This window comes from bacterium (assembly GCA_019695335.1).
Taxonomy (GTDB): domain Bacteria; phylum CLD3; class CLD3; order SB21; family SB21; genus JABWBZ01.
Genome location: JAIBAF010000075.1, coordinates 1 through 16894 on the forward strand (window position 1 = coordinate 1; position 16894 = coordinate 16894).

General features: G+C 44.6%; 19 protein-coding genes. 16 read left to right on the top strand and 3 right to left on the bottom strand.

What is annotated here, in order from left to right:
• On the top strand, positions 1-127 hold a 127-nt coding region (locus K1X84_14685; protein ID MBX7152873.1), incomplete at its 5' end, for a helix-turn-helix domain-containing protein.
• A gap of 16 nt (positions 128-143) precedes the next feature.
• On the opposite strand, the gene K1X84_14690 is transcribed toward K1X84_14685, so the two are convergent.
• A complete protein-coding gene (locus tag K1X84_14690; protein MBX7152874.1) occupies positions 144-1013 on the bottom strand; it encodes a dihydrodipicolinate synthase family protein in 870 nt (289 codons plus the stop codon).
• 57 nt (positions 1014-1070) lie between these two features.
• A complete protein-coding gene (locus K1X84_14695) occupies positions 1071-1994 on the bottom strand; it encodes a proline dehydrogenase family protein (GenBank protein ID MBX7152875.1) in 924 nt (307 codons plus the stop codon).
• Positions 1995-2144: 150 nt separating this feature from the next.
• Here K1X84_14695 and K1X84_14700 point away from each other — a divergent pair, with 150 nt between their 5' ends.
• Positions 2145-3308: a 6-phosphofructokinase gene (locus tag K1X84_14700; protein MBX7152876.1), complete on the top strand. Its 1164-nt coding sequence runs from the start codon at positions 2145-2147 to the stop codon at positions 3306-3308.
• A 7-nt stretch (positions 3309-3315) separates the two neighbouring features.
• Here the strand turns inward: K1X84_14700 and K1X84_14705 are convergent, their stop codons facing one another.
• Positions 3316-4218, bottom strand: a complete 903-nt coding sequence (locus tag K1X84_14705) for a hypothetical protein (protein ID MBX7152877.1) — start codon at positions 4216-4218, stop codon at positions 3316-3318.
• 135 nt (positions 4219-4353) lie between these two features.
• Here K1X84_14705 and K1X84_14710 point away from each other — a divergent pair, with 135 nt between their 5' ends.
• From K1X84_14710 to K1X84_14775, 14 genes are all read left to right on the top strand, one after another.
• Positions 4354-5136: an alpha/beta fold hydrolase gene (locus K1X84_14710; GenBank protein ID MBX7152878.1), complete on the top strand. Its 783-nt coding sequence runs from the start codon at positions 4354-4356 to the stop codon at positions 5134-5136.
• A 59-nt stretch (positions 5137-5195) separates the two neighbouring features.
• Positions 5196-6920, top strand: coding sequence for a formate--tetrahydrofolate ligase (locus K1X84_14715; GenBank protein MBX7152879.1), 1725 nt, complete (start codon positions 5196-5198; stop codon positions 6918-6920).
• A 217-nt stretch (positions 6921-7137) separates the two neighbouring features.
• Complete coding sequence (gene thrS, locus K1X84_14720; GenBank protein ID MBX7152880.1) at positions 7138-9075, top strand: threonine--tRNA ligase; 1938 nt, start codon at positions 7138-7140, stop codon at positions 9073-9075.
• Positions 9076-9147: 72 nt separating this feature from the next.
• Entirely contained in the window at positions 9148-9639 is a 492-nt protein-coding gene (infC, locus tag K1X84_14725; GenBank protein MBX7152881.1) for a translation initiation factor IF-3, read from the top strand.
• A gap of 58 nt (positions 9640-9697) precedes the next feature.
• Positions 9698-9895 (top strand): 50S ribosomal protein L35, encoded by a 198-nt coding sequence (gene rpmI, locus K1X84_14730; protein ID MBX7152882.1) that lies wholly within the window; start codon positions 9698-9700, stop codon positions 9893-9895.
• 53 nt (positions 9896-9948) lie between these two features.
• On the top strand, positions 9949-10308 hold the full coding sequence (gene rplT, locus K1X84_14735) for a 50S ribosomal protein L20 (protein ID MBX7152883.1): 360 nt from the start codon (positions 9949-9951) through the stop codon (positions 10306-10308).
• Positions 10309-10431: 123 nt separating this feature from the next.
• Positions 10432-11442: a phenylalanine--tRNA ligase subunit alpha gene (gene pheS / locus K1X84_14740; protein MBX7152884.1), complete on the top strand. Its 1011-nt coding sequence runs from the start codon at positions 10432-10434 to the stop codon at positions 11440-11442.
• A 15-nt stretch (positions 11443-11457) separates the two neighbouring features.
• Complete coding sequence (locus K1X84_14745; GenBank protein ID MBX7152885.1) at positions 11458-11643, top strand: hypothetical protein; 186 nt, start codon at positions 11458-11460, stop codon at positions 11641-11643.
• A 14-nt stretch (positions 11644-11657) separates the two neighbouring features.
• Complete coding sequence (locus tag K1X84_14750; protein MBX7152886.1) at positions 11658-12104, top strand: DUF4920 domain-containing protein; 447 nt, start codon at positions 11658-11660, stop codon at positions 12102-12104.
• 17 nt (positions 12105-12121) lie between these two features.
• Positions 12122-12514, top strand: a complete 393-nt coding sequence (locus K1X84_14755; protein ID MBX7152887.1) for a RidA family protein — start codon at positions 12122-12124, stop codon at positions 12512-12514.
• A gap of 8 nt (positions 12515-12522) precedes the next feature.
• Positions 12523-13446 carry a diacylglycerol kinase family lipid kinase gene (locus tag K1X84_14760; protein ID MBX7152888.1) on the top strand — a complete coding sequence of 308 codons (924 nt, stop codon included), beginning with the start codon at positions 12523-12525 and terminating at the stop codon, positions 13444-13446.
• 14 nt (positions 13447-13460) lie between these two features.
• A complete protein-coding gene (locus K1X84_14765) occupies positions 13461-15116 on the top strand; it encodes a hypothetical protein (GenBank protein MBX7152889.1) in 1656 nt (551 codons plus the stop codon).
• The gene (locus K1X84_14770) at positions 15113-16207 is read left to right on the top strand and encodes a response regulator (protein MBX7152890.1); all 1095 of its coding nucleotides are present in this window, start codon (positions 15113-15115) and stop codon (positions 16205-16207) included. The genes K1X84_14765 and K1X84_14770 overlap by 4 nt, the downstream gene beginning before the upstream one ends.
• Positions 16208-16337: 130 nt before the next feature.
• Positions 16338-16894, top strand: a 557-nt coding sequence (locus K1X84_14775) for a hypothetical protein (protein ID MBX7152891.1), incomplete at its 3' end; no start/stop codon positions are given.

The window sequence follows — 16894 nt, forward strand, 5'->3', positions numbered from 1 at the left end:
GGATGTTCGTTCGATCCGTAAATTGCTGAGTGAAGGCATTAAACAGAAAAAAATTGCCAAAAAATTCAAAATCAGTGAAATGCAAATTACGCGGATCAAAAGGCACGATAATTGGAAGGATGTATAGGCCTAATTTTATAAGTTTATTTTCTCATCATTACTCTGATATCATCAATAATCTTCTCATCCGGATACATCAAAGGCGACCGTGGGTCGCCGCCAAAAAATCCAATCAAATCTAAAGCCGCTTTCAGCCCGCCGATGCCGTACTTTGATGTCACTGCGCGTGCAATCGGATTAATATCAAATTGAAGTTGTCGCGCTTCATCCATTCGATTTTGTCCAAACATTTTTGTTATTTGAATGCATTCTTCAGGTAAGACATTAGCCACGGCAAGAATACCTCCAGCAGCGCCCAGTGTGAGAGCGGTCAAAAGTGTCGGCGCATTCCCGACAAAACAAGCAAAACTTTTTGGTACAAGTGCAACATGGTCAGCAAAAAGCCCCATATTGCCCGAACTGTCTTTCAAACCCACAATATTAGGGTGGTCGGATAATCGTGCGACAGTTTCCGCTGCAAGATTGACGCCGGTAAATTGTGGGACGTTATACAGTAAAATCGGAATTTTTACGCCGTCGGCCACTCTTCGGAAATGCTGATACAAGATCTCTTGTGTCATTGATTCTTTGTAGTAAAACGGCGTAATGACCAGCGCGCAATCGGCGCCTATTTCACCGGCTTTATTAATAAAAGTAATGGTTTCTTTTGTCGAATCGGCATTGGCGCCGGCCATCATGATTTTATTTTTAGGAATAGCGGTGCGTGCTGTTTCAAGAACCTGAAACTTTTCATTATCATTCAGCATGACGGCTTCGCCGTTCGATCCAAGTATGAGATAACCGGCCAGATCGAACGAATTCCACTTAGTTAGATTATCAGTCAATTTTCTTAAGACAAGATCGCCATTAATGAACGGCGTTGGGACAGGAGGAAGTATTCCTTTTAGCTCCATGCTTTCCTTTCGTTGTCATAACAGATTATTGGTAACAAAGTGATTACGGTAATAAGTTCATCTGAAGATGCTTTTAATCACGAACCATACGTTGGCAGGGCGTTCAGCCAAGCGCCGCATGTACCACGGGAACCATGCAGATCCATAGCTGATCAATACGCGCATTTTGTATCCTTCGCGAGTCAATATCGTCTGGCCATCTTCGTTAATACCGTATAACATCTGAAATTCAATCGTAGCCGGATTCCATTTCTTTTCAGCGACCGTTTGCTTAATGGCATTGACGATTTTCATATCATGCGTAGCAATACCGGGGCGAAACTTACCGTTTTGAGCCGTTTCGATCATTTGTAAGGCTAATTTTAAATAATTAGTATCAACATCTTTTTTAGCCGGAAAAGCTACCGCGGCAGATTCTCTGTAGGCGCCTTTGACTAATCGGATACCGGGAGAATTTTTTAGTTCATTCCAGTCTTTTTCCGTTCGATACAAATAGGCTTGTAAGCATAAACCAACGTTGGAAAACTCAGCGTACATGGTCTTAAAAAAAGCAATCGTGGCGTCGACATACCCGCTGCTTTCAATATCGATCCAGACGAAATTATTTTGTTCGACGGCTTTTTTTGCAATTTGCCTGAAATACGTTTTGGTTTTTTCCAAATCGATATCGAACCCGAGTTGTGTCAATTTAACTGAAATTTCGGTAGGTAATTTTGTTTCGGCAATTTGATCCAGAACGGCTAAATAATGATCTCTGACTTTTTCCGCCTCGCTCAGATCATTAATATTTTCGCCAAGGCAGGTGAGAACCGTACTGATTCCGCGCGATTGAAATGAGCGGCTTACAGCAAGAGCCGAACTTAAATCTTCGCCGGGCATGAAACGTTTGACAGCGCGTTGAACGAATTTGAATCTTGGGAAACGGTGGCTCATCCATTGATTGCGTGAGCACCACAGGAGTAAGTTTTTCATGATAGGCATGACAGGTACCTCATGGTAGTGTGTTGCAAGGTGCAAAATATTACAGGAATTCTGATCATTTTGCAAGTTATGATTTTTGTTGGCGCAAAAGTTTTGTTTGTGTAAATTCAACGCCAGAATGACTGTTATTTAAAAATGAGAGGATAGACTATGAAACGGATAGGCATTCTTACCGGAGGCGGCGATGTACCCGGTCTTAATCCTTGCATCAAAGCGGTCGTGTACGATGCGATCAATGCCGGGCTTGAAGTGATCGGTATTCGCAGCGGCTGGGCCGGGCTATTGAAATACAATCCGGACGATCCTGAAGGCTCGTCCCAATATCTTATGCCGTTGAATAAAATCAATACGCGGACAATTGATCGCAGCGGAGGCACGATGCTGCATACGTCACGCACGAATCCCGGTAAAGTCAGTGTCAGCGATATTCCGGCGTTTTTGCATAAACCCGAACATGATAAGCTCGATCCTAAATCGAAAGTAGATTTTACACCGCACGTTTTGAAAGTACTGGCGCATCTGAAAATTGACGCACTCGTGACCATCGGCGGCGACGATACGCTCAGCTATACCGTTCGTCTACATAATGAGAGATTTCCCGTTGTTGCCATCCCTAAAACGATGGACAATGACGTCTTCGGAACCGATTATTGCATTGGATTTTCGACGGCTGTAACGCGTTCGGTGCATTTTATTAATATGCTGCGCACATCGGCAGGTTCACACGAACGTATAGCGGTTGTAGAATTATTCGGACGCAATTCAGGCGAAACATCTCTGATTTCAGCTCACCTGGCCAGTGCCGATCGTTCGATCATTTCTGAAGTGCCGTTCGATCCGGAAAAACTCGCCAATTTTCTTATGGAAGATAAACGCAGTAATCCGAGCAATTATGCCATTATGACTATTTCGGAAGGCGCCACAATGGTTGGTGGTAAAATTGTCGAATACGGACAGGAAGACGCTTACGGCCACAAGAAGCTCGGAGGGATCGGAGAAATTACGGCTGATGCAATCAAAAAAATCACCGGAACGCATATGATTTATCAGTCGCTGGCATACTTGATGCGAAGCGGTGAGCCGGATGCTCTTGATCGGATGGTTGCGATGAGTTTCGCAGGGCTGGCGATCGACCTGTTGTTGAAAAAGCGTTCAGGTATGATGACGGCGTTGCACGAAGGACGTTATACGGTCGTTCCGGCAGAAACGATCATTCAAGGTAAGAGGACAGTCGACGTGAAAGAATTGTATGACACGGAGAATTATCGTCCAAAAGTTTTCAACGTGATGAATAAACCGATGTTTTTGTATTGATATTGAATTACACATAGTATGTAAACCAGCCGGGTAGAATTTCAATTTTCTGTCCGGCTATTTTTATTTCCATTTCATTTGAATTGAAATACAGTAATCTGAAATTTTTTTCCCATGTTCGTTTATTCAGAATCGCTTTGTCATGTCCGGTTAAAGAATCGAAATGATTTTCACCGATGACGAGCGCACTTTGATTTGGAAAAAGAATGGTTGGTGGTTGAGGACGGCTGTCGAGCGCCAGAAGCAGCCGCCTCGCAAATTCGTCACCCGGCTTGTTAATCGTACGAATATAGCTTAACGGCCAATGTGACTTTTTCATGTAAATCAGAGTAGCGGCTTTTGATATTGGTAATAATTTACCAGAACGATAGATGATCGCATTGCGGTTGGCTTCACAGGACGATACCAGCCGGTCGCCTTCGATGTTGAGTGTTTTGCCGGTCAACCCGATAAATGAGATGTATTCAGTAGCCGATTTGCTTCTATGCTGCATCAATTTCAGAATGATGCTACTGTAGCATCCAAGCCCTTTGACCTGTTGACGCGAGAATGGCAAATGCCGGATGATTGTACGCGGCGCCAATGCCGGAATCATATTTCCGTGAAAAGGCGTTCCGATCGTCACGATGCGTTTCAACGATCCTGTGTTTTCAAATGCATCGTACCATTCCGAGACCAACCCGCCTTGCGAATGGGCTATGATTTGAAACGGATGCGATCCGATATGATTGGCAATAAAATCGCGCAGGCGTTTTACAATGCGCGGAATGTCCAAATCATTTTTAAAAGTTGGATATTCAAAAAAATGGGGGATGAAATCATGACGAGATAAAAGCGGTTTTAGACGGTTCCATGATTTAGAAACATCGGCAAGTCCGTGAATGATAATAACGTGCGGGATCGTCGGCATAGAAATGTATTGATAAATGGTAAATGTTAAATTAATTTCGTCAACTTTAAAGGAATGGGAATTGATAATTCAATTAGAAAACTTTGTCAATTATAATAATTTAATCCAAAATTAAATAAAAATCATTTCTGAACTATGAAACTTCATTTTGTTGAATATGGACAAGGAGATAAAACGCTTGTTATTCTCCACGGACTCCTGGGATCGGAAAGAAATTGGCATAGCCTTGCCCGTGAAATGAGCCGAGAAATACATATTTACGCACTTGACTTGCGCAATCATGGTGCATCGCCGCATCATCCGGTTCATACGTTTGATGCGATGTGCGATGATCTAGAACTGTTTATCGATGAGCACATTCATGAGCATTTTTATTTGCTTGGACACTCCATGGGCGGGCAAACGGCTATGAAATATGCTTTTCGTCACGGTGAAACTTTGCGCGGATTGATCATCGAGGATATAGCGCCGCGCTCGTACGACCGGGGCCTGACTAAAATTTTTAACGCGCTTCATGATATCGATCTTACGAAATTTACAGAAAAAAAAGACGTCGATGCCGCGTTATCCGAATGGGTGCCGAATCCCGCCGTACGCCATTTTTTAATGACCAATCTCGTGCGTCATGAGAATCAGTTGTCCTGGCGCGTCAATGTTCCTGCACTGACGGATTTTGCCGAAAACGAGATTGCCCGTTTTCGCGTCGATGCGAATGAGCGTTATGACGGCCCGACGCTTTTTATCGGCGGCGAATTGTCCGGCTACGACCTTTCCAAAGAACGCCATTTGATTACACAATATTTTCCTCAAAGTCGCCTTGAAATGATCCAAGGTGCGAACCACTGGATTCACTTCGATTCCAAGGCTGTGTTCATGCAATTGGTTCTGGATTTTATTAACGCTCATGATCACAGATAACCGCATGATCAATATCATACTGCCGAAGGACGAAACGTGTTATTTTTACATGGTAACGCATGAATTCACGAGATCAAGGAAATACCATGAAAAGTGATATTGAAATAGCTCAGTCGGTAACCATGCATCCGATCGTTCAGATTGCTGAAAAAATCGGATTGAATCGCAATGATATTGAGTTGTATGGCGATTATAAAGCCAAAATTAAACTCGATGTAGCGGAACGTATAAAAAGTCATCCCGATGGAAAATATATTTTTGTTACGGCCATTACGCCGACGCCGCTCGGCGAAGGCAAAACGGTTGTAAATATCGGCCTGTCGCAGGCACTGGGCAAGATCGGAAAGAAAGTGATTTCCACACTGCGCGAACCTTCGATGGGCCCGGTCTTTGGCATCAAAGGCGGCGCTACCGGTGGCGGCTATTCACAAGTACTTCCGATGGAGGATATTAATTTACATTTCACCGGCGATTTTCATGCGATCACCGCTGCTCACAATCTTATGGCGGCCATCATTGATAACCATTTACATAAAGGCAATCCGCTGGGATTTGACGTCAATAATGTATTTTGGAATCGCGTGATCGATATGAATGATCGCGCGCTCCGGCAGATCGTGGTCGGTCTTGGCGGCCATAATAACGGTGTGCCGCGTCAAAGCAGTTTCGATATCACGGCTGCAAGTGAGATTATGGCCATTTTGGCTTTGGCGGAAAATTTTAATGATCTGCGGCAGCGTCTTGAAAGGATTTTTGTCGGGGCGACGCATGAGAAAAAAGGCATCAGGGCCGCTTCGTTGAAAGTAGTCGGCGCGTTGCTGGCGCTTCTGAAAGATGCGATCAAACCGAACTTGGTTCAGACAATCGAAGGCGTACCTTGTATCATGCATACCGGACCGTTTGCCAATATCGCGACCGGCAATAATTCCGTGATTGCCGATAAAATCGCTTTGAAATTGGCCGATTACGTCGTGACGGAATGCGGGTTCGGTGCGGATTGCGGCGCAGAAAAATTGATCAATATCAAATGCCGCCAAAGCGGATTACGTCCCTCGGCGGGCGTGGTCGTCGCAACCGTCAAGGCCCTCAAAATGCATGGCGGAGGATTTGATGCCGTTCCCGGTAAAAAAATCGATAAGGCGCTTTTGGAAAAAGAAAACGTCGATGCCGTCGCCAAAGGTTGTGAAAATCTTCAGAAACACATCGAGAATATTCTCGGATTTGGCGTGCCGGTTGTCGTGGCGATTAATAAATTTACCAGTGATACGGAAAATGAGATTAGAGCCATCCGGGAAATTGCCACCAAAACCGGCGCTGAAGCGGTCATCCCGATCGACGTCTGGGGCAAAGGAGGAGTCGGCGGTACTGAATTGGCCGAAGCCGTTGTAGCGGCCTGTCAGAAACCTTCGTCGATCCGTTTTACCTACGACGTCAACGATTCGATCGAGAGCAAATTAGCGACCGTTGTGCAAAACATCTACGGCGGCAAAGATATTAAATTGTCGAAATTGGCCAAACTTAAAATTAAAATAGCCAAAGATGAAGGCATGGAACATATTCCGGTTTGTATCGCCAAAACGCATTTATCACTCTCACACGATCCGGCGCTCAAAGGACGACCGAAAGATTTTACAGTTCCAATTGACGATATTCGTTTTTCGGCGGGCGCAGGATTTTTATATGCCATTGCCGGAGAAATGATGACCATGCCGGGATTGCCGAGCGTGCCGTCGTCGGAATTGATCGATGTCGACGAACGCGGCCGTGTTGTCGGATTATTTTGATTCCGGCAAGTTCCAAACCGAAAAAAATGAAGAAGTTGACCAACGAAAATTCATAACTTCTTTATTGACTTTTAGGACTAATTCAGCTAAAATATCAGCCCATTGCAAAAATTATGGGTAAAAATTGCGGATTTGCCGCAAACCTTAATTAACCTGAAGAAGCTACTTAAACTTCAGGTCAACAATTAATTAGGTAACTTAGTTTAAGGAATCTCTTTTGTCGCAGATCAATATCCGGTTTCCCGATCAGTCTGTAAAAACGTTCGAAAAAGGTATAACGCCGCTTTCCATCGCTCAAAGTATTAGCCGTGGTTTGGCCGAAAAATGCGTTGTCGCCGATGTCAACGGCAAACAGGTCGACCTAACTACACCTATTAATGAAGACGCGTCGATTAAATTATTGACCATGGATACCCCGGAAGGCATGCAGGTATTCTGGCATTCGTCGGCGCACGTGATGGCGCAAGCCGTCAAAAGACTCTGGCCTGAAGCGAAATTCGAAGACGGTCCTCCGACTGAAGCGGGATTTTTTTACGATATTCTTTTGCCGCACACGATCAGCCAGGAAGATTTTCCGAAGATCGAAGCGGAAATGGAAAAAATTTCAAAAGAAAAACTATCGTATTCGCGTAAGGAATTATCCCGTAGTGAAGCAATGGAATTTTTCAAATCTATCGGTCAGGATTTCAAGCTCGATATCATTCAAAACATTCCGGATGGTCAGACGATCAGTTCCTATACTCAGGGTGAATTTACCGATTTGTGCCGTGGCCCGCATATTCCGCATACCGGTTTGATCAAAGCTTTCAAGGTCATGTCGGTCGCCGGCGCTTTCTACAAAGGCGATGAAAATAATATTCAATTGCAGCGTTTGCGCGCCATCAGTTTTCCATCGAAGAAGCAGTTGGATGAATATCTCGCGATGCTTGAAGAAGCCAAGCGCCGCGATCACCGTAAATTAGGGCAGGAATTAGAACTTTTTTATATTACTTCCAAGGTAGGCGGCGGTTTGCCACTATGGCTGCCGAATGGTACGATTCTTCGCGAAACGCTGGTTGATTTTTTACGTGAGGAACAAAAAAAACAGGGATATCAACCTGTAGTCACTCCACACATCGGCAATATTGATCTCTACAAAACTTCCGGCCATTATCCTTATTACAAAGATTCCCAATTTGCGCCGATTACGCTCGAAGACGGTGAACAATTCCTTCTGAAGCCGATGAATTGTCCGCATCACATTCAAATTTATGCGTCCAAACCTAGAAGTTATCGCGACCTGCCAATTCGGCTTGCTGAATTCGGCACGGTGTATCGGTATGAACAATCGGGCGAATTGACCGGCCTGACGCGCGTTCGCGGTTTTACCGTCGATGATTCCCATTTATTTGTGCGGCCGGATCAGGTGAAGGAAGAAATGTGCCGTGTGATCGGATTAATTCAATTTGTTTTTGAAACGCTGGGATTCAAAGATTTCAGAACCCGCTTATCATTTCGCGACGACCACAACGAAAAATACGGCGGTGAAATTGCTCTGTGGGAGAAAGCGCAACAGGATATTCAGGAAGCAGCCGATGCCATGAAACTGAATTATTTTATCGGCATTGGCGAAGCGGCATTTTACGGCCCCAAAATCGATTTCATGATCAAAGATGTTCTCGGCCGGACATGGCAATTGGGGACGGTGCAATTAGATTACGTCTTACCGGAACGTTTTAAAATCGAATATACGGGCGCTGACGGACAAAAACATCGCCCGATCATGATTCACCGTGCGCCGTTCGGTTCACTTGAACGTTTCATTGGAATTTTGATCGAGCAGTATGCCGGTAATTTTCCGGTTTGGCTGGCGCCGGTACAAGTGGCTATTCTTCCTATATCCGATTCCCATGCGGCGTACAGCGAGCAACTGAAAGAACAATTCGAATCTGAAAAAATTCGGGCTACGATCGACGCGCGTAATGAAAAGATCGGTTATAAAATCCGTGAAGCTGAAATGAAAAAAATTCCTTACATCCTTGTCATTGGCGATAAGGAAGTAGCGGAGAATAAAGTTGCCGTCAGGCGGCATGGCAAAGGCGACCAGGGCGCCGTAACTTTGGAAAATTTTATCAACGATATTCGTGAAAAAATAGATAGCAAATCGCAAGATTGACGAGACCGTTGATCCAAGCAATTAATTCGTTCATCGAAGGAGGTTAACATCGCAAAAGAATTACAGATCCGCATGAATGAACAGATTCGCGTGCCGAAGGTACGTTTGATCAGTTCAAAAGGCGAACAAATCGGCGTCATCGATACATTTGAGGCGTTGAAAATGGCAAGGGAAGAGAACCTGGATTTATTGGAAATTGTGCCCAATGCCGAACCGCCCGTTTGCAAGATTATCGATCACGGTAAATATCGCTACGAATTACAGAAAAAAGAAAAAGACGCCCGTAAAAAGCACACGCACGTCGGCGAATTGAAGGAGTTGCGTTTTCGCCCGTCCACCGATGAACATGATTACCAGTTCAAAATGAAACACGCTTTGAATTTTCTTGAAGAAGGATATAAAGTCAAAGCGGTTATTGTATATAAAGGTCGTGAAATTGCCAATAAAGAACTCGGCGCTGAATTGGCCGAACGTTTGGTAAGTGATCTGGAAAAAGTCGGGAAATTGGACGGCGAGATGAAATTCGAAGGCCGTAACATGGTGATGATCTTTGTAAAAAAATAAATGAAGTTACAAAACAAGACGTCGAAAAATATTCATTAACATATAACCGGAGGATATCATGCCTAAAAAGAAGACCAATAGCGGTGCAAAAAAACGATTTCAAGTTACGGGCTCAGGCAAATTGATGCGTAAGAAATCTACCGCACGGCACCTTTTGAGTAGCAAATCCAATCGTCGTAAACGCGACCTCGGCGGCAAACATCTCGTGCATACGTCGGATGAAGGTCACGTCAAGAAGATGTTGGGTTTGAAATAATCATCAAAAGAGTATAATTAACCAAAAAGAATCACGTTAAGTGGGAGAATCCTATGCCGAGAGCAACTAATAACCCCGCGTCGCGCGCACGCCGCAAAAAATTGATGAATGCCGCCAAAGGCAACTTTGGCAATCGCCGCAATGTATTGCGCAACGTCGTTGAGACAGTCGAAAAAGGCATGACCTATGCCACACGCGACCGCAAAGTGAATAAGCGTAACATGCGTTCATTGTGGATCATCCGCATCAACGCCGCCGTTCGGGAACACGGCCTGAGCTATTCCCGGTTTATCAGCGCGTTGAAAAAAAGCAATATCAACATCAACCGCAAAGTTTTGTCCGATATGGCCATGAACGATGCGGCGGGATTTGCCAAATTGATCGAGGTTGCCAAACAAGCTATCAACGGGTAATCGTTTATATCTTTCCGTAGAATTTCTTAAAAAGGAGCCATTCTGCAATTTTTTAATCATTGCTTATGGCTCTTTTTTATTAGTATATTTCAGTCAATCATTTTGAAAAGTTAAGACCAACCGATGATCGACGAATTAGAAAAAATTAAATCCGATTTTCTTTCGGACGCCGATGGCAAAACCCTTGATCGTGTAACGCTCGATCACCTGCACGCCAAATATATCGGGCGCAATGGCGTGATCACGCAAGCGACTACACGGCTTAAAGAAATTCCAAAAGATCAGAAACCTCAGTACGGTAAAATTCTCAACGAAGTCAAAACACTTGTGGAAGACCGGCTGGCCTCGATTCGCGATGAATTGTCGCAGCGTGACAGTTCAACGCCGGACATTGATCTGACACTGCCGGAACGACGCCGGTTTTACGGACATCTTCATCCGATTACGCAAACACTTGAAGAGATCAAATCTGTTTTTGCCGGGATGGGATTTACCGTCGAAGATGGTCCGGAAGTTGAAACGGATTATTATAATTTCGAAGCCGTGAATATTCCGAAAGATCATCCGGCGCGAGACATGCAGGATACGTTTTTTATCAGCGATAATGTCGTATTACGCACTCATACGACGCCGGTTCAGGCGCGTACGATGCAGAGAAAAAAACCACCGATTCGGATGATTTGTCCCGGCCGCGTATACCGTAAAGACACGCCGGACGCCACACACATGCCGTTTTTCCATCAAGTTGAAGGCTTGGTAGTTGACGAAGGAGTGACGTTTGCCGATTTTAAAGCGACCATTGCCGCATTTGTACACAAAATGTTCGGCAGTGACATCGGTACCCGTTTCCGTCCATCGTATTTTTCATTCACCGAGCCGAGCGCGGAAGTTGATATAAGCTGCATTTTCTGTCATGGAAAAGGTTGCCGGACGTGCAAAAATTCCGGTTGGATCGAAATCATGGGATCGGGAATGGTCAATCCGATTTTGTTCGACTATGCCAAATATGAAAAAAATCGTTATTCGGGCTATGCGTTTGGAATGGGCATCGAGCGGATAGCCATGTTTATGTATAATGTCAACGATTTACGTTTGTTTTCAGAAAACGATTTGCGTTTTCTGGAGCAGTTTTAACACAAAGGATTCAGGATGTTCGGTATTTTACGTTATATTGTTCTTGCTCTGATGTTGGTGGCTGTTTTTCGTATTTTAAAACGCTATTTTTTTGGGTCGCCTCAACGTCATGGAAGCGGTTTCGACAGCAACAAAGAAGTGAAAAATGCTTCGTACAAAGTCGAAGATATTCAAGATGCTAAATTCAAAGATATTCATTAAACGGGATGGAAATTATGATGCGGATGAACATGGTGATCGGATTGGTTTTTTGCGTATCCGTTGCATTGACGGCGCAGGAAAGCAAGTCGTATGGAAAAGGGGTTCAACTCAAAGCGTCAGTGACGCTGGATGAAGCCATCGCTAAAGCAGGCTCAGAAAAAGAAGTTTTAGTGCAAGGAAAAATTCACGATGTATGCGCTAAGAAAGGTTGTTGGCTTGTGCTGCAGGACGGAGAAAAAGAAATTCGCGTGACATTTGAAGGTTACAGTTTCTTTGTTCCAACGGATTCCAAAAATAAAACGGTTCGTGCGCAAGGCAAAATCATGCTGAAAGAAATTTCCGAATCGGAAGCTCGTCACTATGCCGAAGACGCCGGGAAATCGAAAGACGAAATTGAAAAAATCAAAGGTTCGCAGAAAGCGTATTCGATGATTGCAACCGGTGTTGAAATCCTTGATTAATTTTAACTGGAATTGTCATGCCTAAAACTATTGTCAATACTCCCAATGCACCTGCGCCCATCGGCCCCTATAATCAATCGGTGGTGATTCCGGCAAGCAAGCTGGTGTTTACTTCAGGACAAATTGCCATCGATCCTACAACGAATCAGCTCATTGACGGCGACGTCCGTGTCCAGACGCGCCGCGTGTTCGAAAATATCAAAGCGATTCTCGAAGCGGCCGGAACGTCGTTGGAGAACGTTGTTAAAACGACGGTGTTTCTGAAAAGTATGAATGATTTTGCGGCAATGAATGAAGAATATGCAAAGTATCTTTCCGGTAATTCTCCTGCGCGTTCGACCGTCGAAGCAGCGCGTTTGCCCAAAGACGTGCTTGTCGAGATTGATTGCATTGCGCTCATTGAAAAATAAGGGCGAGCATGCATTCCCACCAATGGCTATTCATTGTCAACCCCGCGTCGAACCGCGGCAGCGCTACTCAACTAATTCCGCACATTCAAAAGGCACTATCAGACCGGTCGATCACCTGCGATTTTCTTCATACTAAACAACCCGGCGATGCTACGCTGATCGCGAGGCAATATGCCCGTGATTATGAACTCATCATTGCCGTCGGCGGCGACGGAACGACGCATGAGGTAGTGAACGGGTTACTGCAGGCTAAACTTGGCGACGGTCATGGTGAAGCCATCGGAGCGCTGGGAATAGTTCCGGTCGGTTCCGGCAATGACTTTGTCAAAATGATCGGCATTCCCTCCGATCCGGATGCCGCTACGGAAATTTTACTGGCCAGTAAGCTTATGCGGATGGACGTCGGTGAAATTGTCGTAGACAATGATCATGTCCGTTTTTTCAGCAATAATATCGGCATCGGATTCGATGCCTACGTCAATAATGAAAGCCTGAAAATCAAATACATTCGCGGTTTTGCGATGTATTTAGCGGCGACGTTAAAATCGATTTTCGCATATAAACATCCTTTGATACGTTATTCGAATAACGGTGTTTTTCATGAGGAACGGATTTTACTGGTGAATACCGGTAACGGCGCGTGTTCCGGCGGAGGATTTTACATTACTCCAGAGGCCAAAATCAACGACGGAATGCTCGACGTGTGTGTCATTAAATCGATGAATAAGTTGGAAATTTTGACGAATCTTCCAAAGACCATGAACGGATCACATGTAGGAATGGATTCCGTGCATATGTATAAAACCCATGAACTGACCATCGAATCGGAGGACGGGTTACCGATCCATGCCGACGGCGAAGTGGTGACGATGAACGCGCGTCATATTTATATTAAAGTTTTGCCGGCAGTGTTGGACGTTGTGATTGCTTAAATGCGGAGCGATACATGAAAGATGAATCGGAAACGAATGTTTCCCATCAGGCGGTCGAGATTATCGAATACGACTTGGTCGAGAAAAAATCGCAACGACCGAAGAAAAAACCGCAAAGCGATTTTTCCGTCGACAGTTTTATGGATAAACTGTCTTTGGTGGATGACGTCAACCAGGAAACCGAATTCAAAAAATCGCTTAAGAAGAAAAATGATCCCGAAGTTATTCCGGTAATTGCCCCTACAGTCGAATCGACGTATCAACCCGACAATTCTAATATAACCGCCTTACAAATTCTCAGCGATCAAATGTCCGAGATGGTGCTGTTGGTCGAATCGCAGCGATCATTGGAAAGCCGTCCGCAGGATGTTATTCATCGTTGTTACAACGTCCGGGAATGTCCCGATCACACGTGTTCATCATTTCAGGCGCTCAATCCCCGATGCTGGTACGTTGCGGGAGAAACGTGCGGGTGCAGGACCCACCTTGGGATCGCATCGTGTTTCGACTGTCAGGTCTTTCAAATGGCTACAGTTGATCCCGTTGCCAAAATCAAAGAGACTATTTATTACACGTTGGGAATGGTCAAGCGCCGCAACGACAGCCTGAAGGAATTTGAATCGGAAGTAGCGCAGTTGGGCGACCGATTGCGGCAATTGCAAACGTTGCAGGATCGTGAAATTACATCCGATTTTGATAATGCGATATCGGAAGATAAATTGCTCAGCGATTTAGTCAAATTTACCAAACGTCCGATTGAGCTTGATTCGGAGAAGGAAAAAGAATTTTTCGCCCAACAAAAACTCATGACGGAGCAATTGGGAAGTGCGTATTTGCAATTGCAGGTGCTGACAACGGAACTGGAAAAAACGAATAAAGAACTTGAAATAAAAGTTACTGACCGAACGGAAGAATTGCGCAAGAGCAATCAAGCGCTTCGGGAAGCGATCAAAAAGGCGCAAGAAGCCGATCGGTTGAAATCGGAATTTATTGCTAATGTCAGTCATGAACTGCGTACACCGTTGAATTCAATCATAGGATTTTCAAAAGTTCTCATGAGCGGAATCGACGGCACCATTAATGATACTCAAAAAATCGATTTGACGGCCATCTACAACAGCGGAAGACATTTATTGGAGATCATCAACAGCATTCTTGACCTGTCCAAGATCGAGGCCGGCAAAATGGAATTGAATCTGAGTACGTTTGAAGTTGTGCCGATCATGGATGAAATCGTGAAAGCAAGCGAGACGCTTGTGACCGGAAAAAAAGTTAAAATCGAAAGTCGAATTCTCGGAACGATTCCGACTATTCAGGCTGACGCTACCAAAATTCGCCAGATTGTTTTTAATTTGGTTTCAAATGCCGCCAAGTTTACCGAAGAAGGTTCGATTACCATTCAGGCCGGCGTAGTAAAAAATCATCTTCAGGTCAGCGTCAAGGATACGGGTATCGGTATCGAAAAAGACGAATTGAATACAATTTTTGAGCGGTTCAGGCAGGTGGACGGTTCGAGCACGCGTCGTGCCGGCGGAACCGGGCTGGGTCTGAGTATTGCGCGAAAATTTGTCGACATGCACCATGGCCAATTACAGGTCGAAAGCAAGGTCGGTAAAGGTTCGGTTTTTACGATGATCATTCCGTTAAAACAAACCGGATTAAATGTATGACCGAACACAAGAAAACCGTGTTATATGTCGAGGACAATGAAATGAATCGGCTCCTCGTCCGTCGCATTTTGGAACCTCGCGGCTATACCGTGATCGAAGCAAGCGACGGCATTACCGGAGTCAAATTGGCCGAAGAAAAAATTCCCGACCTTATTTTGATGGACATCAATTTGCCGTTGCTGGACGGGCACGCGGCGACGACGCGGATCAAAAGCCTCGAACGTTGCGCGCACATTCCGGTGATCGCCGTGACCGCCAATGCCATGGAAGGCGATCGCGAGCGTTCGTTGATTGCCGGCTGTGACGGTTATATCAAAAAACCGCTGGATATCGATTTACTTCCATCCCAGATTGAAGATTTTATTTCCGGCAGCCGCGAGACCGTCGATGCGCGCAGTGAGAAAAAATTGTATAAAGAATACAATGAAAAACTGGTGATGAATTTACAACGGCACATCGAGGAACTTGAAGCCAAAAATAAATTGATCGAACAGCAATCGAAGGAAATGCAGGATGCGTATATGGGGATCATTACGTCATTTTTGCGTGCGGTTGAAGAGAAGCATTCTTACACGGCCGGACACTCGGCTCGCGTGCGTTCCTACAGTCTGAAAATCGGAGAAAAGCTGGGATTACCCTTGTCGCAGATGGAACATCTTTCTCAAGGTGCGTTATTGCATGATATCGGTAAATTAGTAATCGAGATATCCAGCCTCAAAAGTGACGCCGATCTCACGGATGCACAATGGGAAGAAATGCGCCGGCATCCTGAAATCGGTTACAAAATTCTTAAGCCGATTACTTTTCTCGGAGATGTCGTTAATATTGTTTATCAACATCATGAGCGTTGGGACGGAAAAGGCTATCCGCAAGGTTTACATGGAGAACAAATTGATTTTCTGGCGTCCATCGTAACGGTGGCTGACAGTTACGATGCCATGACAACGAATCGAGGATATAATAAATTATATTCGATCGATGAAGCTAAAACGGAATTTCAGCGCTGTTCCGGAACTAATTTTAATCCCGTTGTTGTAACGGCATTTGTGGAAGTGCTCGATGAAATGAAATCCCGCAAACGTCCCGTATGAGATTCGATCTCACTGTCTGTTTTTTTTACCAAAATTTGCTATTGCTCTGCCGAAGCTTTTTAGTTATGTTCTTTCTATTACTGATCCTACTCTGTTTAAAATTTCATCAAGGTTTCGAAAATTTAAAACTATGCGTAACCGATTCCTGTTGTCGGCAATAGCGACGTTTATTATTTCAGTGTTGGTATCCTGCGAATATCCCAAAGCCCCGTCTTTTTCCACCGTTCTCAAAATTCCGCTTAGTAAAGACGCTTACACCGTTGCCGATTTAAAAGAAGATATCGAAAACGGAAAAGATTCCGTGCGCCTTGAAATTCAAAACGATTCTGTGTTGTTTGTGATTACGGATGACGAATCGGTTCAAATAGGCGACGACCTTCAGTCGGATCCGACTGTTGATTCGGCCCAAGGTTATGTGAACAACGATTTGAAATTTAAAGATTCGGTGACGACGTCATATTCCCTCGGAAGATTAGCACCGGGCGGCGTCGATGCACTGCACAATACGAATGCAACCATTCCTACTTTTACTATCAATAATACAAGTAACAGCGTTACTTACAACAATTTCGTGTCAGCCACGATCATTTCAGGTACACTGAGAACGGTTTTAACCAATAATACTCAAGTACCGTGCACGCTCACCGTAGTCATTTTTAATTCAGTAAATCTTACCAGAATCGATAG